Origin of the sequence: Streptomyces profundus (genome assembly GCF_020740535.1) — a bacterium.
Taxonomy (GTDB): Bacteria; Actinomycetota; Actinomycetes; order Streptomycetales; family Streptomycetaceae; genus Streptomyces; species Streptomyces profundus.
In genome coordinates this window covers 2,954,392-2,977,005 of the sequence record NZ_CP082362.1, presented here as the reverse complement: position 1 = coordinate 2,977,005, position 22,614 = coordinate 2,954,392, and the positions used below count along the sequence as shown (strand labels likewise).

The following is a 22,614-nucleotide window of genomic DNA, read 5'->3' as shown; positions in this document are numbered from 1 at the left end:
TCTTCGGCGCCACTCACCGTGCCCTCAGGCGTTCGGCGCAGCGCGCCTTGCGATGTCTGAGCCCGGTGTCACAGTGGAGACAGATGCGGCGGTAACCGGACAGCGGAGGGCACGGGCATGGTGCAGCGCGAAGCGCGTAACGCCACATACTCCGCGCGGGATCACGCGCTGGCGGTGCTGCGGGTGCGCAACACCGCCCTGGCGCTGGCCCTGACGCCGGCGGCGCTCGCCGTCGTGCTGCTGGTCGCCGGCGCGCCCGCCGCGCTCGGCTGGTCCGTGGCCGCGGTGGCCGCCGGCGTGCTGGTGGTGGCCGCCGTGCTGGGCCTCTCCATCGCCGGGGCGCGCCCGGGGGCGACGCCCACGGTCCCGGTCGCCGATGAGGCGGCGCCGGCGCTGCACCGGCTGATACGGGGGTTGGCGGCCGATCTCGACGTGCCGGTGCCGAGCGGGATCGCGCTCACCCCTGACTGCGACAGCTGGCTCGACGAGCAGGCGGCGCCGCCCGGCGGCGCCCCCGTGCTGGTGATCGGCTCGCCGTTCCTCTGGTGGCTGCGGGTCGACGAGCTGCGGGCGCTGCTCGCGCCCGTGGTCGCCGGCACCGGGCCCGCCGCCCATCCGGACATCGCCTCCGCCCGCAGATGCCTGCGCGCCTGGGACGCCGCGGTCGGCCGCGCCAGGGGCCGAAGCGCGGCGCGGCATCCGCTGTCCGCCGTCGCCGGCCGGCTCGCCCGCGGCCTGCTGCGCGCGGGCGCCGGGCACTCCCTGGAGATGGAGCGCGGGGTGGCCGCAGCCGCCGCGTCCCGCGCCCGGGGCGTCGACCAGGGGCTGCGCACGCTCGCCCAGGAGCAGGTCGGCCTCGCCTACGCCGGCTGGGACCGGCTGCTGACCAGGGTCGCGCTGCCCGCCTGGCGCGCCGGGCGCTGGCCCAGCGGCCTGGACGCCGGGGTGGCGGCGGCGCTCGCCGAGCTGTCCAGCCGGGACCGGCTGGCCGACGGCTTCGCCGCCCGGCTCGACCGGCGGCCCGCCTGCGATCTGCTGGAGCGCCCCGGCGAGTTGGACCAGCAGGTGTCGCTGCTGGCGGCCAGGCTCTTCCACGGCGTCCCCGAGGACCGCTCGGCCGGCTGGACGCCGGTGGAGTGGCCGGCGTATCCGGAGGAGGTCGTCGACCGCATCTGGCGGGACCGCGCCGCCCGCCTCTTCACCGCCCTGGACGCGACGGAGACGCCGACGCTCGCCCGCGCGCTGCACGGCCTCGCCGAGGCGGCGGCCGAGGGCGGCACCGACGAGCTGGCGGCGCGCCTCACCGCCGACGCGGCGCGCGCCGAGGCGGCGCACGCCCCCACGCCCTGGTCCCCACCGGACGGCGGCCCGGGTCCGATGCCGCTGCCGCCCCAACAGCCGCGCGGGCGGCGGGAGTCCCTGGTCGACCATGTGGCCGCCGCGGTCTGCTGCGCGGCGGCGGACACCGCGGGCGCCTCCCCCGGCCTCGACTGGCTGGACGGCCCCGTGCTGCGCACCGTGGCCGGCCGCCCCCAGGACCTCGCCGGCACGGTGCACACCCTCGTCGAGGAGGGCGACGCCGGGCCGCTGCGGGAGTGGCTGGCGATCGCCGGCGTCCGCGCCGACAAACCCGTACGGCTCGTGTGACAACGGGGGTTGGGGGCTCGACAGGGTCGGCCCCCGGCGCCAGTATCTCGCCAACACCTCGCGGTCAATCCCACGACAAACGGTGATCGGACGCTCGCCATATGTGATGTGCTGGTGACGGCACGGCCACCGGAGGTGCAGGGAGGGGAGCTTGAGAGAGACCACCGAGCGTATTCGCCGTTGGGAGGCGGGCACGCTGACACACGCGGTATCCGATCCGTACGGGCAGGGTCCGTTGCCCTGGCTGCGCTCCAGCGAGGGGCACTTCTACGACGCCGGGTACGCGCTGCCGGCCCAGCGCCGCTACCCACCGCCGTCAGGGCCGCGCACCGCGGACGATGTGGCCTGTCAGATCAAGGGGTTCGTCACCGAGGGGGCGGTGGAGCCGGGCCAGGCGCTGGACTTCAGGGTCACGGTCGACCCGCCCCAGGAGTTCACCATCGACATCTACCGCATCGGCCACTTCGCCGGTGACGGCGCCCAGTTACTGTTGCGCAGCCCCAAGCTGATGGGCATCAGACAGCCGACCCCGCTGGTCGCCGGGCGCACCGTCTCCTGCCACAACTGGTGGCTGTCCTGGCGGCTCCAGGTCCCCGAGGACTGGCGGCCCGGCGCCCATGTCGCCGTGCTCACCACGGCCGACGGCGCGTTCCGCTCGCATGTGCCGTTCGCCGTCCGCGACGACAGGGCCGCCGATCTGCTGCTGGTGCTGCCCGACGTGACGTGGCAGGCGTACAACCTCTTCCCCGAGGACGGGCAGGCGGGCGCCAGCCTCTACCACGGCTGGGACGCCGGCGGTCGGCTCCTCGGCGAACAGGACGCCTCGGTCACCGTCTCCTTCGACCGCCCCTACGCCGGCGCCGGGCTGCCGCTGCACGCGGGGCACGCCTACGACTTCATCCGCTGGGCCGAGGGGTACGGCTACGACCTCTCCTACGCCACCGCCCGCGATCTGCACGCGGGGCGGGTGGACGCGGCGCGCTACCGGGGCCTGGTCTTCTCCGGGCACGACGAGTACTGGTCGGTGCCGATGCGCCGCGCCGTCGAGGAGGCCAGGGAGATCGGCACCTCGCTGGTGTTCCTGGCGGCCAACTCCATGTACTGGCAGGTGTCGCTGGGCCCGCTGCCGTCGGGCGACGCGGACCGGCTGCTGCACTGCCGCAAACGGCAGGGCCCCGGGCGGGCCGTGCTCTGGCGCGAGCAGGGCGCCCCCGAACAGCTGCTGCTCGGCATCCAGTACGCGGGCCGGGTGCCGCGCCCGCACCCGCTGGTGGTGCGGAACGCCCACCACTGGCTCTGGGAGGCCACGGGCGCGGCCGAGGGGGAGGAGCTGGCCGGCCTGGTGGCGGGCGAGGCCGACCGCTACTTCCCGAGAACCCCGCTGCCCGCCACGGAGAGCCGGGTGCTGCTGGCGCACTCCCCGTTCCGCGACGAGACGGGCGCCTCCCGGCATCAGCAGACCTCGCTCTACCAGGCGCCGAGCGGCGCCTGGGTCTTCGCCTCCGGCACCTTCGCCTGGTCCCCCGCGCTGGCCAGACCAGGACACACCGACCCGAGGATCCAGCGGGCCACGGCCAATCTGCTCGATCGCATCTGCAAACGAGAGTAGCGGGCGCAGCCGTCAGGGCGGCACACCCGGCCGCCGGCCGCTCACGAACCTGCGGGACAATGGGGCGGCGCGGCCCCACCAACCCCCGAGTCGCCAGGAGACACAGTGCCAGGATTCATCGAGCGACCCGAGCCCGTCCAGGTCCCGGGGCTTACGCATCTGCACACGGGGAAGGTGCGGGACCTCTACCGCGACGAGGCGGGGCAGCTGGTCATGGTCGCCAGCGACCGGGTGTCCGCGTTCGACTGGGTGCTGCGCAGCGAGATCCCCGACAAGGGCCGCATCCTCACCAGGCTCTCGCTCTGGTGGTTCGACCAACTGGCCGATCTGGCCCCGAACCATGTCGTCGGCACCGAGCCGCCCAAGGGCGCGCCCGACGACTGGGCCGGCCGCACCCTGATCTGCCGGCCGCTGGACATGGTCCCCGTCGAGGCGGTCGCCCGCGGCTACCTCACCGGCTCGGGCCTCGTCGAGTACCAGGAACACCGCACGGTCTGCGGCCTCGCCCTCCCCGAGGGCCTGGTGGACGGCTCCGAGCTGCCGGCGCCGATCTTCACCCCGGCCACCAAGGCCGAGATCGGCGACCACGACGAGAACGTCGCCTACGAGGAGGTCGCCCGCCGGGTCGGCGCCGAGACGGCCACCCAACTCCGCCAGACCACCCTGGCGTTGTACCACCGGGCGCGGGACATCGCGCGGGACCGGGGCATCATCCTGGCCGACACCAAGTTCGAACTCGGCCGCCCGATCGGCGCCGGCGCCGACCAGCCGCTGGTCCTCGCCGACGAGGTGCTCACCCCGGACTCCTCCCGCTTCTGGCGCAAGTCCGAATGGCAGCCGGGCCAGCCCCAACGCCCCTACGACAAGCAGCTCATCCGCGACTGGCTGACCTCCCCCGCCGCCCGCTGGGACAACCGGGGCGACATCCCGCCGCCCCCCCTGCCGCCCCATGTGATCGAGCAGAGCCACAGCCGCTACACCGAGGTCTACCGGCTCCTCACCGGCAACGCCTGGGACTGACCCCCTGGCCGCCTCACTCGTACGGGTGACTTCGGCGGCGCCGTGCCCCGCGGGCGCCGCTCAGAGCCAGCCGCGCTCGCGGGCCCGGTGCGCGGCGGTGTGGCGGTTCTCCGCGCCCAGCTTGGCGACGGCCGACGAGAGGTAGTTGCGGACCGTGCCGGGCGCCAGGGCGGCCCGTTCCGCGATCTCGGCGATCGGCGCGCCGTCGGCCGCCAGCTCCAGCAGCTCCGCCTCCCGCGCGGTCAGCGGCGAGTCGCCCGCGCTGATCGCGTCGGCCGCCAACTCGGGATCGACATAGCGGTTGCCGGCACGCACCGTCCTGATGATCTCGGCCAGCCGCTGCGCCGACACCGTCTTCGGCAGAAACCCCCTGGCCCCCGCCGCCAACGCCCGCTTGAGATGGCCGGGACGACCGTGCCCCGTCACGATCATCGTGGCGCAGTCGGGCAGCTCGACGCGGAGCGCGTTCGCCACCGCGACCCCGTCGGACCCCGGCATCTGGAGGTCGAGCACGGCCACATCGGGCCGGTGCGCCCTGGCCATGGCCAGGGCCTCGGGGCCCGAAGCCGCCTCCGCCACCACCCGCAGATCGTCCTCAAGCGCCAGCAGCGCCGCCAGGGCGCCCCTGATCAGATGCTCGTCATCGGCAAGAAGCACCCGGATCACCGACTCGTCCGGTTCCGACGCCCGTTCCCCGCTCACCGTCTCGCCCTCTCCGCCGTCTCGACCGTCCCCGACCCCGCGGCCATCTCGTCCCACTCCACCGGAATCCGCGCGGTCAGCCGGAACATCCCGCCGGTCTGCTCGACCGAGAGCGAGCCGCCCTGCCCGGCCAGCCGCTCCCGCAGCCCGGCGAGCCCGCTCCCCGCCGGCCCGCCGGGCGCGGCCGGCACCCCGTCGTTCTCCATCGTCAACTCCACGACCGCCTCGTCGTCGGGAAGGCGCAGCCGCACCGAGCAGCGCGAGGCCGACGAGTGCCGCAGCACGTTGGTGGCGCCCTCGCGCACCACCCAGCCGAGCGCCGAACGCACCCCGGCCGGCAGCCGCGCGGCGACCGTCTCCTCGCCCACCACCCGGCAACGGATCCCGGCGGCGCTCAACACCCCGCGCGCGCCGGCCAGCTCGGCCGCCAGATCGGCCTCGCGATAGCCGCGCACCATCTCCCGGATCTCCCGCTGCGAGTCCCGGGCGATCCGCTGCACCTCGGCCAGCTGGTCCAGCGCCTGCGGCGAACCCCGCCTGGTCAGCTGGGCCGCCAGCTCGCTCTTCAGCGCGATCACCGACAGGTTGCGGCCCAGCACATCGTGCAGATCCCGTCCGAACCGCAGCCGCTCCTCGGCCACGGCGAGCCGCGCCTCGATCTCCCGCGCCGCGTTCACCTGGTCGAGCACCCGCAGCGTCCACCCCGAGACCCGGAAGATCCCGCCCATGATCGCCCCGGCCGCCGCGGTGGCCGCCGTCACGGCCAGGACCCCGGTCCACGAGGGGCGCTGCGCGCCCAGCGCCACCACCGACGCCACGGCCGGCACCGCGTACAGCTCGGCCGCCCTGGGCAGCGACAGCGCCAGCGAGACGGGACCCGCGTAGAACATGGTGGCGTACATCGCCAGCACCACGGACGTGTCGCCCAGCGCCTCCACCGCCACGGCCCAGCCGACCAGCGCGTTCAGCGCCAGGGTCAGCCCCAGGCCCCAGGCCAGCGGCCGGACCGGCAGCGGCCCGGCGCCGAGATACCGCGCCAGGCTGTGCCGGATGCACACCACCAGCGAACCGGTGTGCAGGCACCCCAGGAGGGCGACGGAGACCACCGCCCAGGCGTCCGCCCCCTCGTGCTCCCGCACCAGCATCGCCACGATCAGCAGCAGCTCCTGAAGGCCGATGAAGTAGAGCGAGAACCGGGTGTAGTGATGGACCCGCTCGCGATGGCTGGAGCGCCGCAGCTCCGCCCACCAGTTCCAGCGTGGCATTCCGCCCGTCCTCTCCTACGCCCCTGGCTCCGCACTCGCCCGCGCTAGCGCCGCCGGGCCCGCCGGCCTCACTGCCGGGGATCCCAACGGAACCGCCGCTTCACAGCAAACACCCCGACCGCCACCCAGACCAGCGCGAGCGCCCAGGCGCGCAGCGCCTCGGAGTCCGAGAGCCCGCCGATCCAACCGTGCCGCACCAGCTCGAACCCGGGGGTCAGCGGCAGCACCCGGCAGATGTTGGCCAGCGTGTCGGGCAGCACGTCGAGCGGCACGAAGATCCCACAGGCCAGCATCGAGATCAGCAACACCGGCGTGGTGGTGATCTGCGCGCTGTCCACCGTCTTGGTCAGCGCCGCCGTCAGCGCGGCCAGCAGCACCAGCGACACCACGGCGAGCGCCACCCCGGCCACCAGGACCAGCGGCGCGCCGGGCGCGGCCACGTCGAACGCCACGCTGCCGGCCACCACCAGCACCACGCACTGCGCCAGCGCCACCGTCACGGTGGGCAGCGCGGCGGCCGTCAGGATCTCCCCGTCCATCAACTCGCCGGTGCGCAGCCGCTTCAGCACCCGCTCCTCCCGCCGGGTCACCAGCGCGGGCACCAGGTTCAGATAGACCACGACCAGCAGCACCATCCCCACGCCACCGGTCAGCACCGCCTCGCCCTGGGTGAGCCCGGCCTCGGCGAGGTTCATCTCCTCGGTCGCCGAATAGGCGCCGCCCACCATGAGCACCGGCATCAGCAGCGCCACCCACAGCGCCGAACGGCTGCGCAGCAGCAGCGTCAACTCGGCCCGCGCCAGCGCCCGCATCCGCCGCATCGCCGCCGCGTCGGGCAGCCCCCACAGCAGCAGCCGCGCCGCCGAACTCTCCCGCGTCGCCCCGGTCGTCCCACTCATGCCGGCTCCTCCGTCCGCTCGCCCCTGGCCGCGATATCGAGAAAGACCTCTTCCAACGACGCCGATCTGGCGTCGAGCCGCTCCAGCTGGTGCCCGCCGTCCTCGGCCCAGCGCAGCAGCTCAAGGAGCGCCTCCTGGAGCTGGGGCGTCCTGATCTCCACCTCGCGCCCTTCCACCGCCGCCGGCAGCGTCAGGGGCAGCTGGGCGGGGACGAGCCCCCGGGGCAGCTGGAACCTGATCCGGGACGGCTGCGCCGCCATCACCTCGGCCGGCGTGCCGGCGACGGTGATCCGCCCCTCCGTCATGATCGCCAGCCGGTCGGCCAGCGCCTCGGCCTCCTCCAGATAGTGCGTGGTCAGCACGATGGTGTTGCCCTCCTCGCGCAGCGAACGCACCAACTCCCAGGTGGTGCGCCTGGCCTGCGGGTCGAGGCCGGTGGTCGGCTCGTCGAGGAACAGCACCTGCGGCCGGCCCATCAGCGCCAACGCCAGGTCGAGACGGCGCCGTTCACCGCCGGAGAGTTGCTTGACCCGCACATCGCCCCGACCGCCGAGGCCGACCAGCTCCAGCGCCTCCTCCTCGGGACGCGCCCCCGTCACCACGCCGGCCCACATCCGCGCGGTCTCCCTGGCGGTCAACTCGCTTGGCAGGCCGCCCTCCTGCAACATGATCCCGATCCGGGGCCGCACCGTGGCCCGTTCCCGGAACGGGTCGTGGCCCAGCAGCCGCACCGAGCCGCCGGTCGGCGGCGCCAGGCCCTCCAACACCTCGACCGTCGAGGTCTTTCCGGCGCCGTTGGTGCCCAACAGCGCGAACACCTCGCCCTGCCGCACGGTGAAATCCAACCCCCGGACGGCCTCGAAACCGCCGTTCGCACCCGGCCCCTCGTACCGTCGGCGCAGTCCGTTCACTTCGATCGCGTCGCTCATGACTCCAGGCTCACCCGCCGAGCGGAGCGAAGGCAGTGCGCGTTGTCATCAACGCGTATGACAGATGTCAACTCTCCGACCCGGCCGGAGACTCCGAGCGCGCATGAAGAAGGCCCCGACACCGGGAAACCGATGTCGGGGCCTTTCCACCGAGCGGACGACGAGATTCGAACTCGCGACCCTCACCTTGGCAAGGTGATGCTCTACCAACTGAGCCACGTCCGCGTGGACCACCCGCGAACGGGTGTTGCAGCGCCTACTGTACCCGATCCGAAGACCGGTCCAGCGGCTGGAGCGGGTGACAGGAATTGCACACTGCGCCTCCCTCTTGGAAAGAGGGTGTTCTACTACTGAACTACACCCGCACGATCCTCGGGGCTTCCGACCTTCCGGCCTTGCCCCTCGGCGTGCTCCAGACTTTAGCGGATCACCCCGGGGGCATGGCAAGTCGGCTCAACGAGAGGTCGCGTGCGCCTGGTTGAACGCGTCGTAGACCTTCCTCGGGATGCGGCCCCTGGCCGGTACGCCGAAGCCGTTGGACTCGGCCCAGGCCCGCACCGCCTTGGGGTCGGGGGCCACGGCCGTGCGGTGGAACGTCCGGCCCGAGCGGGACCGCTTGCGGCCCGCCTCCACATACGGCGCGAGCGCGCTGCGCAGCTGCTCCGCGTTGTTGGAGCTGAGGTCGATCTCGTAGGTCTTGCCATCGAGTCCGAAGGCGACCGTCTCCGCCGCCTCCCCGCCGTCGATGTCGTCGGAGAGAGTGACCACCACACGCTGTGCCACGGATATCGGTCCTTTCGGGAGTCGCCGCCGTTCCCCGGCATCCCGGGGCGGGCTTCGCCGGTTTCCCGGCCGCCACGATCTCGGCGCTCCCCTCGTTTGTGGGCTTCTTCTTTATTTGTACTGTGCTCGACGCACTAATGCGAAGCGGCGAAATTGCCGTCGCGTGTCATCTCGACGCCATCTCATGGGTCTCGCAGGTCTCAGGGGTCTGACCATGAGCCTGTAGGAGTCCTGTAGAGGTCCTGTCATGACTCTCGCGTACCGGGACCCTACTTATTTCCGCGCGTTTCTTGCAGGGGTTTGTGCGCCCGATACCTTAACGTGACCAGCTCCCCCTGATCTACTCGCGTAGATTTCTTCGCCGGGTACGCTGATCCGTGCGGCGTGAAGCATCAGAGCCCCGCATCACCAGCACTCGCAACACCACCGGGAGTAAGCCAGTGGCCCGCGTCGTAGTTGACGTCATGCTCAAGCCCGAGATCCTCGACCCCCAGGGGCAGGCCGTGCAGCGCGCACTGCCCCGTCTCGGGTTTGACGGGATCACCGATGTCCGCCAGGGGAAGCGCTTCGAACTCGACCTGGCAGGGCCGGTTGACGAGGCCGCGCTGGCCCGGATCAGGGAGATCGCCGACACATTTCTCGCCAACACCGTGATCGAGGACTTCACGGTCCGCGTCGAGGAGGTCGACGCGGCCGGGAGCGCCACGGGCAATGGGGCGGAAGAAGAGGTGGCCCGGTGACCACTCGTGTAGGAGTCGTCACATTTCCCGGCTCCCTCGACGATCGGGACGCCGCCCGTGCGGTAAAGCTGGCCGGTGGCGAGCCCGTCGCCCTCTGGCACGGTGACAAAGATCTCCACCAGACGGATGCCGTGATCCTGCCCGGCGGATTCTCCTATGGCGACTATCTTCGTTCCGGCGCCATCGCGCGTTTCTCTCCCGTGATGGAAACGATCATTGCGGGGGCCAAGGACGGGCTCCCCGTTCTGGGGATCTGCAATGGGTTCCAGATGCTCTGCGAATCCCATCTGCTGCCCGGCGCGCTGACCCGCAACGACCATCTGCACTTCGTCTGCCGGGACCAGCGGCTCCGCGTGGAGAACGCCGACACCGCCTGGACGGGGGACTTCGAGGCCGGCGCCGAGATCACCGTTCCGCTGAAGAACGGCGAGGGCGGCTATGTCGCCGACGAGCGCACCCTGGACGAGCTGGAGGCCGAGGGCCGGATCGCCTTCCGCTACCTGGAGCGCAACCCGAACGGCTCCCGCCGGGACATCGCCGGGCTGACCAACGCGGCCGGCAACGTCGTCGGCCTGATGCCCCACCCGGAGCACGCCGTCGAGGCCCTCACCGGGCCCACCACGGACGGCATCCCGTTCTTCACCTCGGTACTCAAGAAGCTGGTCGCCTGATGTCCGCACAGTCCAAGAACGTCCTGGACACCGTCAAGCACGCCACCGACACCCCCGACGTCGCCCAGCCCTGGGCCGAGCTGGGCCTCAAGGAGGACGAGTACCTCCGCGTCCGCGAGATCCTCGGCCGCCGCCCGACCGGCGCCGAGCTGGCGATGTACTCGGTGATGTGGTCGGAGCACTGCAGCTACAAGTCCAGCAAGGTGCACCTGCGCCAGTTCGGCGAGAAGGCGCCGCGCAGCGACGCCCTGCTGGTCGGCATCGGTGAGAACGCCGGCGTGGTCGACATCGGTCAGGGCTATGCCGCCACCTTCAAGGTCGAGTCGCACAACCACCCGTCCTATATCGAGCCCTACCAGGGCGCGGCCACCGGCGTCGGCGGCATCGTCAGGGACATCCTGGCCATGGGCGCCCGGCCCATCGGCGTGATGGACCCGCTGCGCTTCGGCGCCGCCGACCACCCCGACACCCGCCGGGTGCTCCCCGGCGTGGTCGCCGGCATCGGCGGCTACGGCAACTGCCTCGGCCTGCCCAACATCGGCGGCGAGGTCGTCTTCGACCCCTGTTACCAGGGCAACCCGCTGGTCAACGCGCTGTGCGTGGGCGTGATGCGGCACGAGGACATCCACCTCGCCAAGGCCGACGGCGCCGGCAACAAGGTCATCCTCTACGGCGCCCGCACCGGCGGCGACGGCATCGGTGGCGTCTCCGTGCTGGCCTCCGAGACCTTTGAGTCGACGGGTCCGGCCAAGCGGCCCGCCGTCCAGGTCGGGGACCCGTTCCAGGAGAAGCTCCTGATCGAGTGCACGCTGGAGATCTTCGCCGAGCGGCTGGTCACCGGCATCCAGGACCTCGGCGGCGCCGGCCTCTCCTGCGCCACGTCCGAGCTCGCCTCGGCCGGCTCGGGCGGCATGCGCGTCGAGTTGGACACCGTGCCGCTGCGGGACTCCTCGCTCTCGCCCGAGGAGATCCTGATGAGCGAGTCCCAGGAGCGCATGTGCGCGGTGGTCGAGCCGGAGAAGGTCGACCGCTTCCTGGAGATCTGCGCCAAATGGGATGTCATCGCCACCGTGATCGGCGAGGTCACCGAGGGCGAACGCCTTGAGATCTACTGGCACGGCGAGCAGGTGGTGGATGTTCCACCGCGCACCGTCGCGCATGAGGGCCCCGTCTACCAGCGCCCGTTCGCCCGTCCCGACTGGCAGGACGCCCTCCAGGCCGACGACCCGGCCCGGCTGCCCCGCCCGGCCGACGGCGCCGCCCTGCGCGAGCAGGTGCTGCGCGTCGCCGGCTCGCCCAACCAGGCCGCCGTCTCCTGGATCACCGACCAGTACGACCGCTATGTCCTCGGCAACACGGTGCTCGCCCAGCCCGAGGACAGCGGGATGCTGCGGATCGACGAGGAGACCAACCTCGGCGTCGCCCTCGCCACCGACGGCAACGGCCGCTACGCCAAGCTCGACCCGTACACCGGCGCCCAGCTGGCGCTGGCCGAGTCCTACCGCAACGTGGCCGCCGGCGGCGCCAAGCCGCTGGCCGTCACCAACTGCATGAACTTCGGCTCGCCCGAGGACCCGGCGGTGATGTGGCAGTTCGCCGAGGCCACCCGGGGTCTCGCCGACGCCTGCCTCGCCCTGGGCGTCCCGGTGACCGGCGGCAACGTCTCGCTCTACAACCAGACGGGCGACACCGCGATCCACCCGACGCCCGTGGTCGGCGTCCTGGGCGTCATCGACGATGTCACCCGGCGCACCCCGATGGCGTTCCGCACCGAGGGCCAACTCCTCTACCTGCTGGGCGAGACGGCCGACGAGCTCGGCGGCTCGGCGTGGTCCCAGGTCGTCCACGACCACCTCGGCGGGCTGCCCCCCAGGGTCGACCTGGAGCGGGAGCGGCTGCTGGCCGAGATCCTGGTCTCCGCCAGCAGGGACGGCATGATCGACGCCGCGCACGACCTCTCGGACGGCGGCCTGATCCAGGCGGTCATCGAGTCCTGCCTGCGCGGCGGCGTCGGCGCGCGGCTGGTCGTGCCCGAGGAGCTGACCCCGTTCACCTTCCTGTTCTCGGAGTCCACCGCCCGCGCGGTGGTGGCGCTGCCGCGTGGCGAGGAGGTCCGCTTCACCGACATGTGCACGGCGCGGGGCTTGCCGGCGGCGCGCGTCGGCGTCCTCGACGGCGAGTCGGTGGACGTCCAGGGCCAGTTCAGCCTCCCCCTGGCCGAGTTGCGCGAGGCCCACGAACGGCCGCTGCGCGAGCTGTTCGCCTGAGGCACGAGCGATTCGCCCGAGGCACGAGCGATTCACCTGAGGCACGAGCAAGGAGAGCCGATGCCGTCCGCGATACGTCACATCACCTTCGACTGCGCCCCGCCGCACGAGCCCTACGCGCTGGCCGAGTTCTGGAGCGGGGTGCTCGGCCACCCCGTCGACCAGATCGACGAGCCGGGCGACGACGAGGTCGCGCTGGCCGTCCCGGCCGGCCAGCCGACGCTGCTCTTCGTCCGGGTGCCCGAGGGGAAGTCGCTCAAGAACCGCGTCCACCTGGACCTGGAGCCCGAGGTGTCCAGGGACGCGGAGGTCGAGCGCGTCCTCGCGCTGGGCGCGACGCTGGTGGACGACCGCCGCAAGCCGAACGGCCGCGGCTGGGCCGTCCTCGCCGACCCGGCCGGCAACGAGTTCTGCGTCGAAGCGGGCCCCCAGGACCGCGCCACGGCCCCCTGACCTCCGCCCGCCAGCCGGTGCCTTGGTCCCCGGCGCGTGGTGCGCGGTGCGCTTGGGAACTGCCCGAGCCCCTGGCCTTCCCGGCCGGGGGCCGGGCCCACCGCCCACTCCGGCCTTGATGGCGCCGGCGCGGGCCCCCGGCGGCGGGGACGCGGGGCGCCCGGCCGACCCCCCGAGCCGGCGGTCGGACCGCCCCCTGCCGGTCGGTGCCTTCCGGCCGGGGCGGGCCGGAGGCGGAGCCCGGCTGGGCCCGCCGGCCTGCCCCGGTCGGGCATTCGGTCATCCGTTGCCTCGGTTGCCGGCCTTCGGCCGGGCATTCGGGCACCGTGCCTCGGTCTCTCGTCTTCGGCTGGAACCTGCCGGCCCGCGGCCGGCCGCCGGCCCCGGCCCGCGCCCCCAGGGGGCGCGGTGGCCGAAGCCCGGGCGGCGAGCGGTCAGCGGGTCTCGTAGCGGGGGCCCATGTCCGGGGTGTCGGTGTTCTCCAGCTTGGTGACGAGGCGTTGGTCGGTCACCAGATCGTGGAGGAGGACCTTGGTGCGGTCGTGGGGGAGGCCCGCCGTGCGGGCCACCTCGTGGGCGTGGACCGCGTTGCCGCCGTGGCGGCGTTCGGCCGTGGCGACGGCCTGGAAGACTGCCTGGTGCTCCTGGTCGTAGCCGGGGTGGGCCCGGCCGGTGAAGTCGCGGCCCGGGGGCGGGGCGGGCGGGGGCTCCGCCCGTCGGGCCTCCTCCTCGGCCGCCTCCACCCGCTGCTTGCCCCGCTCCAGGGGCTCAGTCCGCTCCTCGTGGCTCCACGAGTTGCGGTCCGGCACATGGGTGCGCTGCTTGGAGCCCCCGGTGGTGACGTTGCGCGCGCTGGGGCTCTCGCCCGCCTCGCGGGCGGATCGGGCCGCCGCGCGCCGCTGTTCCTCGTTGCCCTCTACCTTCTTGCGGACCATCTCGCCCTCACTTCCTCTCCGTGGTGCCGGCGGTCACCGCTGGTGGAGGCCGGTCAGCAGGCCGCTGGCCAGCCCGTGCTGGCTCATGGTGCGGTGCACCTGGGTGGCGCTGGCGCTGTCCGGCAGGGGTACCGGCTCGGGGACCGCGTACAGCCGGAAGCGGTAACGGTGGGCCCGGTCGCCGATCGGCGGTTGGGGGCCGCCCCAGCCGGGTTCGCCGAAGCTGTTGAGGTGTGCGGTGCCACCGTCGGGCAGCTCACCGGCCGCGACGCCGCCGCTGTCCGGATCGATGCCGGTGACCAGCCAGTGCACGAAGGTTCCGGACGGCGCGTCCGGGTCCTCGCAGAGCAGGACCAGCTCCTCCGTGCCGTTGGGGGGCCGCGACCAGGTCAGCGGTGGGGAGATGTTCTCGCCGTCCTTGGCATGGCGGCCGGGGATGGGTGTCCGGTCGTTGAATGCCGTGCTGCGCAGTTCGATACCAGCCATGCCGCCGGGGTACCCGCCATCCGGCGGGACATTCAGGCGATTGGCCCTCTTTGTCGGTTTAGTTCGGCGAGACCGGCCGGAGCGCGGCGGGCCGTCACGCTCCGTAGGGCGGCTGGGCCGGCGGCTCGTCGCGGAGTCCGTCGATCGCCTGGTACACCTGGTTCTTCAGGGCCTCGGGGTTGGGCACATGCCGGAGCGTCATCATGCCCTGCTCGGACGCCGACTGGACGCGGACCGTCCCGTAGCGCATGATCCGCTCCCACAGCGAGGCGGAGAAGGCGACGTCGTTCACCCGCGCCAGCGGAATGCTGCGGCCGGACTTGGAGAGGAAGCCCGACCGCTTGTGGAGGCGCTTGGTGGTGAGGAAGTAGAGGGTGGCGCGCCACTGGAGCAGCGGCACCAGCCAGAGCCAGATCGCCGCCACACCGGCGACGCCCAGCACCACCCAGACGCCGGTCCGGCCCCAGTCCTCGTCGGTCGGCAGCGCCCAGACGAGGCCGCCGGCCACCGCGATGATCACGCACAGCAGCAGGAACTCGCTCACCAGGGTGGTCCAGTGCTGCCGGGTCTCGTAGAGGAGTTCCTCGTCCTCGGCCAGGTACCGGTCCGCATATGCCATGACGCGCATCCTAGGCGGGCGGGCCCCGCACCCGTCCGGCGCCCGGCGACTTGGTATGACCTTGTCACCTTCGCTCCCGTGGGGCCGTCGGTAAGCTCCGTGTCATGTCTGCCATCCGACGCAAGCCCCGCGCCTATCACCCGGATCGGGTCCGCGACGCGCTGCTCGCCCAGGTGGAGTTCGTACGGCTGGCCGCCCATGAGCTGCCCGAGGCGAACCTGACGCGGCCGACGGGGCTCGCCGGCTGGGACGTCGGCCTGCTGCTCGCGCATATCGCGCAGCAGATCGACGCGCTGCCCCGGCTGCTGGCCAGGCCGGCGCCGGAGGCGAGCGGGCCGGCCACGGATCTGGACCGCTGGACGGTCACGGTCGGCGATCTCGCCGAGGCGTCGGACGCGGACACCAGGGAGGCCGCCGCGCGGCAGCCCGACCACCGCGCGGCCATCGACTCGGCCGCCGAGGAGCTGGACGCGGTGGTGGAGACGGGGGTCAGGGACGATCTGCTGATCCCGCACTCCTTCGGCGCGATGCGGGCGCTGGACTTCAGCGTCACCCGGGTGGTCGAGCTGGTGGTGCACAGCGACGACCTGGCCAGGGCGGGGGTGGCCGTGCGGCTGGACCGGCAGGCGCTGGCGATCACGGTGCGGGTGCTGGCCGACGCCCTGGCGGCCAAGGCCCCCGGGGCGTCGACGGAGCTGCGGGTGCCCCCGTTCGTGGCGGTGCAGTGCGTGGCCGGGCCCCGGCACACCAGGGGGACGCCGCCCAATGTGGTGGAGGGCGACCCGATCACCTGGCTGCGGCTGGCGACCGGCCGGATCGGCTGGTCGGAGGCGATGGCGGGCGGCCGGCTGCGGGCCAGCGGCGGCCGGGCCGAGGCGCTCGCGGCGGAACTGCCCGTGCTCGGCTGACCGCCCAGCGTCCCAAAGCGCCCAAAGCCGGCGTCACATGGGGCATGTCTCACAATCCAGGGGTTCTCCCGGTCGGCCACTTCTGGCCTAAACTCAAGGTGTGCCACGTGGTGACGGACGACTCAACCACGACCTCGACCCCGGCGAGAAAGGCCCGAGGGACGCTTGCGGCGTCTTCGGCGTCTGGGCCCCGGGCGAGGAGGTCGCCAAGCTCACCTTCTTTGGGCTCTATGCGCTACAGCACCGCGGACAGGAGTCCGCGGGGATCGCGGTCAGCGATGGAGCCAAGATTCTGGTCTTCAAGGACATGGGGCTGGTGTCCCAGGTCTTCGACGAGACCGCCCTCGGCTCGCTGACGGGACACATAGCGGTCGGGCATACGCGCTACTCGACCACGGGCGCTCCCACCTGGGAGAACGCCCAGCCGACCTTCCGAGCCACCGGACACGGCTCGATCGCGCTCGGCCACAACGGGAACCTGGTCAACACGGCGGAGCTGGCCGAGCTGGTCGCCGAGCTGCCCGTCGGCCGGGGCTCGCGGCAGCGGGTGGCGACCACCAACGACACCGATCTGGTGACGGTGCTGCTGGCCGGGCAGCGCGACGAGCGCGGCGAGCCGCTGACCGTCGAGGAGGCGGCGCCCCTGGTGCTGCCCCGGGTCAAGGGCGCGTTCTCGTTTGTCTTCATGGACGAGAACACCCTCTACGCGGCCCGGGACCCCGAGGGTTTCCGGCCGCTGGTGCTGGGTCGTCTTGAGCGCGGCTGGGTGGTCGCCTCGGAGACGGCGGCGCTGGACATCGTGGGTGCTTCGGTGGTGCGTGAGGTCGAGCCCGGCGAGATGATCGCCGTGGACGAGAAGGGCCTCCGCTCCAGCAGATTCGCAGAAGCGAAGCCTCGGGGCTGTGTGTTCGAGTATGTCTACCTGGCCCGCCCCGACACCGATATCGCGGGCCGCAACGTCTACCTCTCCCGGGTGGAGATGGGGCGGAGGCTGGCGGCGGAGGCCCCGGTGGACGCCGATCTGGTGATATCGACACCCGAGTCGGGCACGCCGGCCGCCGTCGGCTACGCGGAGGCCAGCGGCATCCCCTACGGCTCGGGCCTGGTGAAGAACTCCTATGTGGGGCGCACCTTCATCCAACCGAGTCAGACCATCAGACAGTTGGGTATCCGACTCAAGCTGAACCCGCTCAAAGAGGTCATCCGCGGCAAGCGGCTGGTCGTGGTCGACGACTCCATCGTCCGGGGCAACACCCAACGGGCGCTGGTGCGGATGCTGCGGGAGGCCGGCGCCGCCGAGGTCCATGTCCGGATCAGCTCGCCGCCCATCAAGTGGCCGTGCTTCTTCGGTATCGACTTCGCCACCCGGGCCGAGCTGATCGCCAACGGCCTGTCCGTGGCGGAGATCGGCGCCTCGCTCGGCGCCGACTCGCTCTCCTATATCTCCCTGGACGGCATGGTCGAGGCCACCACCATCGCCAAGCCCAACCTGTGCCGGGCCTGCTTCGACGGCGAGTACCCGATGGAGCTGCCGGACCCCGAGCTGCTGGGCAAGGACGTGCTGGAGCAGCCGGCCGCCCGCGCCGCCGGAGCGTCGGAGGGCACGTCGTTGCCCCTGCTCACCGGCCCCGGTGCGGCCGACGCGCTGCGCCGTCCGTAACGCGCTCCCGGCCGGCGGCCGGGAGTTCACACGAGAGAGACCCTGATGACGACTAACGTGCCCGAAGCCAGCTACGCGGCGGCCGGCGTCGATATCGAGGCCGGAGAGACCGCCGTCGAGCTGATGAAGGAGTGGGTGGCCAAGGCCCAGCGCCCGGAGAGCGTGGGCGCGCTCGGCGGTTTCGCCGGTCTGTTCGACGCCTCGGCGCTCACCAGGTACCGGCGTCCGCTGCTGGCCTCGGCCACCGACGGCGTGGGTACCAAGGTCGCCATCGCCCAGCGCCTGGACATCCACGACACCATCGGCCGGGACCTGGTCGCCATGGTGGTGGACGACCTGGTGGTGTGCGGCGCCGAGCCGCTCTTCATGACCGACTACATCTGCGTCGGCAAGGTCTACCCCGAACGGGTGGCGGCGCTGGTCAAGGGCATCGCCGAGGGATGTGTGCTGGCCGGCTGCGCGCTGGTCGGCGGCGAGACCGCCGAGCACCCCGGGCTCCTCGGCCCGGAGGAGTACGACGTGGCCGGCGCCGGCACCGGCGTGGTGGAGGCGGACGCCCTGCTGGGCGCCGACCGGGTCAGGGCCGGCGACGTGGTGCTGGCGATGGGCGCGAGCGGACTGCACTCCAACGGGTACTCACTGGTTCGCCATGTGCTGCTCAACCGGGCCGGCTGGGGGCTGGAGCGCGAGGTGCCCGAGTTCGGCCGCACCCTCGGCGAGGAGCTGCTGGAGCCGACCAGGATCTACTCGCTCGACTGCCTGGCGCTGATCGAGGCCACCGAGATCCACGCCTTCGCCCATGTCACCGGGGGCGGGTTGGCCAACAACCTGGCCCGGGTGCTGCCCGAGGGGCTCGGTGCCACGGTCGACCGGAGCAGCTGGTCACCCGCCCCCGTCTTCGGGGTGGTCGGCGAGGTGGGCCGGGTCGCCAGGGCGGAGTTGGAACGGACGTTGAACATGGGCGTCGGCATGGTCGCCGTGCTGCCGCCCGAGGCGGTGGACCAGGCGCTGGCCACGCTGGCGGAGCGTGGCGTGCCCGCGTGGGTCGCCGGCGAGATCGGCGCGGCGGACCCCGACGGCGAGTCGGTGAACCTCAGTGGCGACTACGCCCGCTGATCTCCGGCGGAACACGACCGGTCCGCGGCGGAATGCGACGCGGACAACACTGAGACCGGTCCGGGATCGTCCCGGACCGGGCCAGTCTTGTCGCCATGCGAAAACGTGTGACGGGAATGCCTGTCAGACGCCACGGCGTTTCGAGGAGTCGGGGGACGGCTCCTGGTCGTCCTCCTCGTCCTCTGCGTTGTAGACCTCCGCGTACCGTGCGTACAGGTCGTCGTCCAGCTCATCGTCGCTCTCGACCCGTTCGCCGTTGGACGGCTGTTGGTCCGGCGTCGGAGAAGCACCCAGCTCTTCGGCCAGACGCGAAAGGTCCGTCCTGCCGCTGTTGTACTTCAGCTGGCGGGCGACCTTCGTCTGCTTGGCCTTGGCCCGGCCGCGCCCCATTGGCTCGACCCCCTCAACGACGGGGCACGACGGCCCCGGAGTGTTGACATCCGTTCATGATTGAGAGCGGGCCCTTCAGAAGCGCCCAGTCCATCGGTCTTCAACCGTACCTGGTCCGGGGACCCCGCGGTACGCCGTCCGCAGGACCCGAGCCGCCACGTCCGACGCCCGATGAACCCTCTCTGCTGGTCAACGGCGATTTTACCTTCTTTCCCAGTACGACTCGTCCGCGGGGGGTGACATGTCTTACGCAAACGGGCGATCCGTGCCCCTGGCCTGCGCGATTCGGGCCTCGGCGATCCGGTCGGCCGCCACGACCGGAGGAACGCCGTCCGCTTCGGCGCGTTGGAAGATCTCGCGCGCGGTCGAGCGGATGCCAGCGGCCTTTGCCTTCGCACGTGCGAACTCAAATCCGTTGAGCTCGTCGGCGACCTGGATCACCCCGCCCGAGTTCACCACGTAGTCGGGCGCGTAGAGGACGCCGCGCTCCGCCAGGTCCTTCTCGACGCCCGGGTGGGCCAGCTGGTTGTTGGCCGCGCCGCAGACGATGCCGGCCCGCAGCAGCGGGACCGTCCGGTCGTTGAGCACCCCGCCCAGCGCGCAGGGTGCGTAGATGTCGAGAGTGGGGTCGGTGAGCAGCTCGTCCACGGTGTCGACCGCGGTGACCGAGGGGTGCGCGGCCAGCACCCGGCGGACCGCCTCCGGGTTGACGTCGGTGACGACCACCCGGGCGCCCGCCTCGACCAACTGGTCGACCAGCAGATGGCCCACCTTGCCGACGCCGGCGACCCCGACCGCGCGGCCGACCAGCTCGGGGGAGCCGAAGCGGTGCTCGGCCGAGGCCAGCATGGCCTGGAAGACGCCGTAGGAGGTGAGCACCGATGAGTCGCCGGCACCGCCGCTCGAAGGGGAGCGCCCCGTCGTCCAGCGGTTGACGCGGGCGATCACGTCCATGTCCTGGACATAGGTCCCCACATCACAGGCGGTGACGTAGCGCCCGCCGAGGGATGCCACGAAACGACCGTAGGCGAGCAGGAGTTCATCGGTCTTGAGCTTCTCGGGATCGCCGATGATCACGGCTTTTCCGCCGCCGTGTTCCAGACCCGCCAGCGCGTTCTTGTAGGTCATGCCGCGCGCCAGCTTGAGCGCGTCGGCCAGCGCGGCCCGTTCGGGGTCGGCCGCGTCCGGGTAGGCGAAGAACCGGGTGCCGCCGAGGGCCGGGCCCAGTGCCGTGGAGTGGATGGCGATGACGGCGCGGAGTCCGGTGGGGCGGTCCTGGCAGAGCACGACCTGCTCATGGCCCCCGTGCTCCGAGTGGAAGAGGGTGGTGAGCACATCGGCCTCGGTGCCGCTGGCGCCTTCGACAGCGGGACGTACGTCGGTCACGGTGGTGACTCCTGTATGTCGGGAGGGATGCCCTCGGCTTTGGTGAGGGCATGGGTGAGACGAGGGTACGGCGGCTTCGCCCTCGGGGATGCCGCGGGTGCGTCGGAGTGACACGATCGTGGGGTGCGCCCGCCAAACGGGGCGCAGGGGGCGGCTCCGGGCCGTGGACAGAGAGCGGGAGGGTGGCGTGCCGAAGGTTCCCTACGCGGCGTATCTGAGGGTCTACGAGCCGTTGGCGGCCTTTCCCGAGCCGGAGCGGGCGCACTGGGCCGAGTACGCGCGACGGGCCGAGCTGCCGGGGGTCCAGGACGAGTTGCGGCACGCGCTGACCGGGCTGCTCTCCTCGCCGCCCCGGGTGGCGCCGGCGGGGGAGAGTGCGGACGCGTTCGTGTCCTGGTTGGACGGGGTGCTCTGCGTCTGTCCCTGGCGCACCAGGCTGCGGTCCTGGGAGGCGCTGGGGGAGGTGGGGCACTGGCTGATGCCGGACTCGGTGCTGGACGCCGCGCTGCCGCCGGGCGTGCGCCGGCGGGCGGCCGACGAGTACGCGGGGTGGCGGGAGCGCAACCCGGACGCGCGGCCGTGGATCCGCTCGGCGCTCTGGCATGTGCCGGTCCGCTGGTTCACGCTCTTCGCCGACGACGAGCGGGAGTTCCGCGGCGCCGGGGAGCGGACGGTGGGCGAGTCCGCCCGGATGCGCTACCGGACGCCCATGGCCCAGGCGCGACGGAGGGTGGCCAGGGGGCTGCGCGCGGTCCGCGAGGCGCTGCCCGAGGGGCCGCTGGTGGCGGCGCTCACGGATGTGGGCCGTTGGCTGGAGGAGTTCCACCCGCGATCCCTGGTCGAACTGGACTACGGCGGGTTGGTCTATACGATCTCCGATGAGCAGTTGGCGGCCGACCGCTCGGCCGCGCAGGTGGCCGAGGCGCTCGGCGCGCTGGCGGCGGGGGATCTGGAACGCGCGAACCGGCTCTACGAGGAGCTGACCGACCGCTGGATGATCATCCGGGAACGCCAGTTCGCCAACTGACGGAGGGACGTGAGGGGACTAAAGCCCCAAGCGTGATGGAAGGCACTGTACGGACTCTTGCCTTCAAGTACTCCCCTCGTGTCAAAATAGGACAAGGAGTTCGGAGGGGCTTCTTCTGTCCGTCGTGGGACGGATGGCTCGGTATTGCGCTCCTTGGTGGGTCTCATGGTGACTCATCACGATGTGACTGATTGTTACGGGCGGGTGACTGTCCGCTATGGCATGGTCCATCGGCTTCCGCCGAGGTTGAACACCTGAGAGGGCAATTCCATCGGTTTGGCCGACCCGGCTGGACGGATGGTGTAGTTGTAGTGCCGAGGACAAGCCGTTCGTCCTATAACCGACTCGACTCGCGTCTGTCATTTCGGGCAACGTGGGTCAAGGTGCAGAATTTAGAGGAAAGAACCGTGATGGTTCGGTTCTCCCGAGGAGGCCGCTCATGACCGCTCGCACCCCTGATGCCGAGCCGCTGCTGACCCCGGCTGAGGTTGCCACGATGTTCCGCGTTGATCCGAAAACGGTCACACGCTGGGCAAAGGCGGGCAAGCTCACGTCTATCCGCACGCTCGGTGGGCACCGCCGCTATCGCGAAGCGGAGGTGCGCGCCCTCCTGGCGGGCATCCCGCAGCAGCGTGGCGAGGCCTGAGCAACACCGCACGTCCCAGGCCCCGGGGCCCCCACTCCGGACCGCTTGGCTTCGATCGCGCCGGACTCCGCCGGGTCCGGCGCGATCTTTTTGCGTTCTGGGGGCGGTATCTGAGGGTCCGTGAGATCCCTCCGCCACCCGGTGCAATTGCACATATTAAATTGGCGGGTGTCTCTACGGGGTCGAACGAGTCCAGCGCGCAATCAACTTAGGTGACACCCGTCACATGCCTCCTTGCTTGATCGACACGCCCGTCGCGAGGTAGTGCACCCCTCCGCTCGACGCTCACCCGCCCTCCGCAACCCCTACCCACGGCGAAAGCCCGGACCCCTGTGGGGTCCGGGCTTATCGTCAAGAGTTGAACTAATCTGAACTCCAGCGGTCCTGACGGGATTTGAACCCGCGGCCTCCACCTTGACAGGGTGGCGAGCACTCCAAACTGCTCCACAGGACCTC

The 22,614-nt window shown here is 71.8% G+C and carries 22 protein-coding genes and 3 tRNA genes; 12 read left to right on the top strand and 13 right to left on the bottom strand.

Annotated elements, in window-relative coordinates:
• Positions 1-117 precede the first annotated feature (117 nt).
• The 3 genes from K4G22_RS13040 to K4G22_RS13030 all read left to right on the top strand — a co-directional run bounded on the left by K4G22_RS13040 (position 118) and on the right by K4G22_RS13030 (position 4,276).
• A complete protein-coding gene (locus K4G22_RS13040) occupies positions 118-1,647 on the top strand; it encodes a hypothetical protein (protein WP_228080339.1) in 1,530 nt (509 codons plus the stop codon).
• Positions 1,648-1,798: 151 nt separating this feature from the next.
• Positions 1,799-3,256, top strand: a complete 1,458-nt coding sequence (locus tag K4G22_RS13035) for a N,N-dimethylformamidase beta subunit family domain-containing protein (protein ID WP_228080330.1) — start codon at positions 1,799-1,801, stop codon at positions 3,254-3,256.
• 105 nt (positions 3,257-3,361) lie between these two features.
• Positions 3,362-4,276 (top strand): phosphoribosylaminoimidazolesuccinocarboxamide synthase, encoded by a 915-nt coding sequence (locus tag K4G22_RS13030; protein WP_228080329.1) that lies wholly within the window; start codon positions 3,362-3,364, stop codon positions 4,274-4,276.
• A gap of 60 nt (positions 4,277-4,336) precedes the next feature.
• On the opposite strand, the gene K4G22_RS13025 is transcribed toward K4G22_RS13030, so the two are convergent.
• The 7 genes from K4G22_RS13025 to K4G22_RS12995 all read right to left on the bottom strand — a co-directional run bounded on the left by K4G22_RS13025 (position 4,337) and on the right by K4G22_RS12995 (position 8,854).
• Positions 4,337-4,942: a response regulator transcription factor gene (locus K4G22_RS13025; protein WP_483414804.1), complete on the bottom strand. Its 606-nt coding sequence runs from the start codon at positions 4,940-4,942 to the stop codon at positions 4,337-4,339.
• Between the two features lie 32 nt (positions 4,943-4,974).
• Positions 4,975-6,243 (bottom strand): sensor histidine kinase, encoded by a 1,269-nt coding sequence (locus tag K4G22_RS13020; protein ID WP_228080327.1) that lies wholly within the window; start codon positions 6,241-6,243, stop codon positions 4,975-4,977.
• A 68-nt stretch (positions 6,244-6,311) separates the two neighbouring features.
• Complete coding sequence (locus K4G22_RS13015) at positions 6,312-7,142, bottom strand: ABC transporter permease (protein WP_228080325.1); 831 nt, start codon at positions 7,140-7,142, stop codon at positions 6,312-6,314.
• Positions 7,139-8,071 carry an ABC transporter ATP-binding protein gene (locus tag K4G22_RS13010; RefSeq protein ID WP_228080323.1) on the bottom strand — a complete coding sequence of 311 codons (933 nt, stop codon included), beginning with the start codon at positions 8,069-8,071 and terminating at the stop codon, positions 7,139-7,141. Before K4G22_RS13010 ends, K4G22_RS13015 begins: the two co-directional genes overlap by 4 nt.
• A 152-nt stretch (positions 8,072-8,223) precedes the next feature.
• Positions 8,224-8,296, bottom strand: a tRNA-Gly gene (locus K4G22_RS13005).
• Between the two features lie 65 nt (positions 8,297-8,361).
• A tRNA-Gly gene (locus K4G22_RS13000) sits at positions 8,362-8,436 on the bottom strand.
• Between the two features lie 88 nt (positions 8,437-8,524).
• Positions 8,525-8,854, bottom strand: a complete 330-nt coding sequence (locus K4G22_RS12995) for a histone-like nucleoid-structuring protein Lsr2 (RefSeq protein WP_228080321.1) — start codon at positions 8,852-8,854, stop codon at positions 8,525-8,527.
• Between the two features lie 440 nt (positions 8,855-9,294).
• Between K4G22_RS12995 and purS the strand changes: the two genes are divergently transcribed.
• The 4 genes from purS to K4G22_RS12975 are packed head-to-tail and all read left to right on the top strand — an operon-like array spanning position 9,295 to position 12,985.
• The gene (gene purS, locus K4G22_RS12990; RefSeq protein ID WP_228080319.1) at positions 9,295-9,594 is read left to right on the top strand and encodes a phosphoribosylformylglycinamidine synthase subunit PurS; all 300 of its coding nucleotides are present in this window, start codon (positions 9,295-9,297) and stop codon (positions 9,592-9,594) included.
• Positions 9,591-10,265: a phosphoribosylformylglycinamidine synthase subunit PurQ gene (gene purQ, locus K4G22_RS12985; protein ID WP_228080317.1), complete on the top strand. Its 675-nt coding sequence runs from the start codon at positions 9,591-9,593 to the stop codon at positions 10,263-10,265. Before purS ends, purQ begins: the two co-directional genes overlap by 4 nt.
• On the top strand, positions 10,265-12,532 hold the full coding sequence (gene purL, locus K4G22_RS12980) for a phosphoribosylformylglycinamidine synthase subunit PurL (RefSeq protein WP_228080315.1): 2,268 nt from the start codon (positions 10,265-10,267) through the stop codon (positions 12,530-12,532). The genes purQ and purL overlap by 1 nt, the downstream gene beginning before the upstream one ends.
• Before the next feature lie 60 nt (positions 12,533-12,592).
• The gene (locus K4G22_RS12975) at positions 12,593-12,985 is read left to right on the top strand and encodes a VOC family protein (RefSeq protein ID WP_228080314.1); all 393 of its coding nucleotides are present in this window, start codon (positions 12,593-12,595) and stop codon (positions 12,983-12,985) included.
• A gap of 434 nt (positions 12,986-13,419) precedes the next feature.
• Here the strand turns inward: K4G22_RS12975 and K4G22_RS12970 are convergent, their stop codons facing one another.
• From K4G22_RS12970 to K4G22_RS12960, 3 genes are all read right to left on the bottom strand, one after another.
• Complete coding sequence (locus tag K4G22_RS12970; protein WP_228080312.1) at positions 13,420-13,920, bottom strand: hypothetical protein; 501 nt, start codon at positions 13,918-13,920, stop codon at positions 13,420-13,422.
• Between the two features lie 33 nt (positions 13,921-13,953).
• A complete protein-coding gene (locus tag K4G22_RS12965) occupies positions 13,954-14,406 on the bottom strand; it encodes a YbhB/YbcL family Raf kinase inhibitor-like protein (RefSeq protein WP_228080311.1) in 453 nt (150 codons plus the stop codon).
• A gap of 94 nt (positions 14,407-14,500) precedes the next feature.
• A complete protein-coding gene (locus tag K4G22_RS12960; RefSeq protein WP_228080310.1) occupies positions 14,501-15,025 on the bottom strand; it encodes a PH domain-containing protein in 525 nt (174 codons plus the stop codon).
• A 104-nt stretch (positions 15,026-15,129) separates the two neighbouring features.
• On the opposite strand from K4G22_RS12960, the gene K4G22_RS12955 reads away from it, so the two are divergent.
• From K4G22_RS12955 to purM, 3 genes are all read left to right on the top strand, one after another.
• Positions 15,130-15,933 carry a sterol carrier family protein gene (locus K4G22_RS12955; RefSeq protein WP_228080309.1) on the top strand — a complete coding sequence of 268 codons (804 nt, stop codon included), beginning with the start codon at positions 15,130-15,132 and terminating at the stop codon, positions 15,931-15,933.
• A 100-nt stretch (positions 15,934-16,033) separates the two neighbouring features.
• Positions 16,034-17,593 carry an amidophosphoribosyltransferase gene (purF, locus tag K4G22_RS12950; protein WP_228080308.1) on the top strand — a complete coding sequence of 520 codons (1,560 nt, stop codon included), beginning with the start codon at positions 16,034-16,036 and terminating at the stop codon, positions 17,591-17,593.
• Between the two features lie 45 nt (positions 17,594-17,638).
• A complete protein-coding gene (gene purM / locus K4G22_RS12945; protein WP_228080306.1) occupies positions 17,639-18,709 on the top strand; it encodes a phosphoribosylformylglycinamidine cyclo-ligase in 1,071 nt (356 codons plus the stop codon).
• 123 nt (positions 18,710-18,832) lie between these two features.
• Here the strand turns inward: purM and K4G22_RS12940 are convergent, their stop codons facing one another.
• Both K4G22_RS12940 and K4G22_RS12935 read right to left on the bottom strand, forming a co-directional pair.
• A complete protein-coding gene (locus K4G22_RS12940) occupies positions 18,833-19,099 on the bottom strand; it encodes a DUF3073 domain-containing protein (RefSeq protein WP_228080304.1) in 267 nt (88 codons plus the stop codon).
• Between the two features lie 246 nt (positions 19,100-19,345).
• Complete coding sequence (locus tag K4G22_RS12935) at positions 19,346-20,485, bottom strand: Leu/Phe/Val dehydrogenase (RefSeq protein ID WP_322785091.1); 1,140 nt, start codon at positions 20,483-20,485, stop codon at positions 19,346-19,348.
• Between the two features lie 187 nt (positions 20,486-20,672).
• Between K4G22_RS12935 and K4G22_RS12930 the strand changes: the two genes are divergently transcribed.
• Both K4G22_RS12930 and bldC read left to right on the top strand, forming a co-directional pair.
• On the top strand, positions 20,673-21,512 hold the full coding sequence (locus tag K4G22_RS12930) for a DUF8083 family protein (RefSeq protein WP_228080302.1): 840 nt from the start codon (positions 20,673-20,675) through the stop codon (positions 21,510-21,512).
• 439 nt (positions 21,513-21,951) lie between these two features.
• Positions 21,952-22,158, top strand: a complete 207-nt coding sequence (bldC, locus tag K4G22_RS12925; protein WP_019431930.1) for a developmental transcriptional regulator BldC — start codon at positions 21,952-21,954, stop codon at positions 22,156-22,158.
• Between the two features lie 379 nt (positions 22,159-22,537).
• Here bldC and K4G22_RS12920 read toward each other — a convergent pair.
• Positions 22,538-22,612, bottom strand: a tRNA-Asp gene (locus tag K4G22_RS12920).
• Positions 22,613-22,614 lie beyond the last annotated feature (2 nt).

Excerpts from the sequence above, each read along its gene's own strand:
- bldC (WP_019431930.1), top strand. The coding sequence starts at position 21,952 with ATGACCGCTCGCACCCCTGATGCCGAGCCGCTGCTGACCCCGGCTGAG.
- purM (WP_228080306.1), top strand. The coding sequence starts at position 17,639 with ATGACGACTAACGTGCCCGAAGCCAGCTACGCGGCGGCCGGCGTCGAT.
- K4G22_RS12975 (WP_228080314.1), top strand. The coding sequence starts at position 12,593 with ATGCCGTCCGCGATACGTCACATCACCTTCGACTGCGCCCCGCCGCAC.
- K4G22_RS13015 (WP_228080325.1), bottom strand. The coding sequence starts at position 7,142 with ATGAGTGGGACGACCGGGGCGACGCGGGAGAGTTCGGCGGCGCGGCTG.
- K4G22_RS12955 (WP_228080309.1), top strand. The coding sequence starts at position 15,130 with ATGTCTGCCATCCGACGCAAGCCCCGCGCCTATCACCCGGATCGGGTC.
- K4G22_RS12940 (WP_228080304.1), bottom strand. The coding sequence starts at position 19,099 with ATGGGGCGCGGCCGGGCCAAGGCCAAGCAGACGAAGGTCGCCCGCCAG.
- purL (WP_228080315.1), top strand. The coding sequence starts at position 10,265 with ATGTCCGCACAGTCCAAGAACGTCCTGGACACCGTCAAGCACGCCACC.
- K4G22_RS12970 (WP_228080312.1), bottom strand. The coding sequence starts at position 13,920 with ATGGTCCGCAAGAAGGTAGAGGGCAACGAGGAACAGCGGCGCGCGGCG.
- K4G22_RS13040 (WP_228080339.1), top strand. The coding sequence starts at position 118 with ATGGTGCAGCGCGAAGCGCGTAACGCCACATACTCCGCGCGGGATCAC.
- K4G22_RS12965 (WP_228080311.1), bottom strand. The coding sequence starts at position 14,406 with ATGGCTGGTATCGAACTGCGCAGCACGGCATTCAACGACCGGACACCC.
- K4G22_RS12960 (WP_228080310.1), bottom strand. The coding sequence starts at position 15,025 with ATGGCATATGCGGACCGGTACCTGGCCGAGGACGAGGAACTCCTCTAC.
- K4G22_RS13020 (WP_228080327.1), bottom strand. The coding sequence starts at position 6,243 with ATGCCACGCTGGAACTGGTGGGCGGAGCTGCGGCGCTCCAGCCATCGC.
- K4G22_RS13010 (WP_228080323.1), bottom strand. The coding sequence starts at position 8,071 with ATGAGCGACGCGATCGAAGTGAACGGACTGCGCCGACGGTACGAGGGG.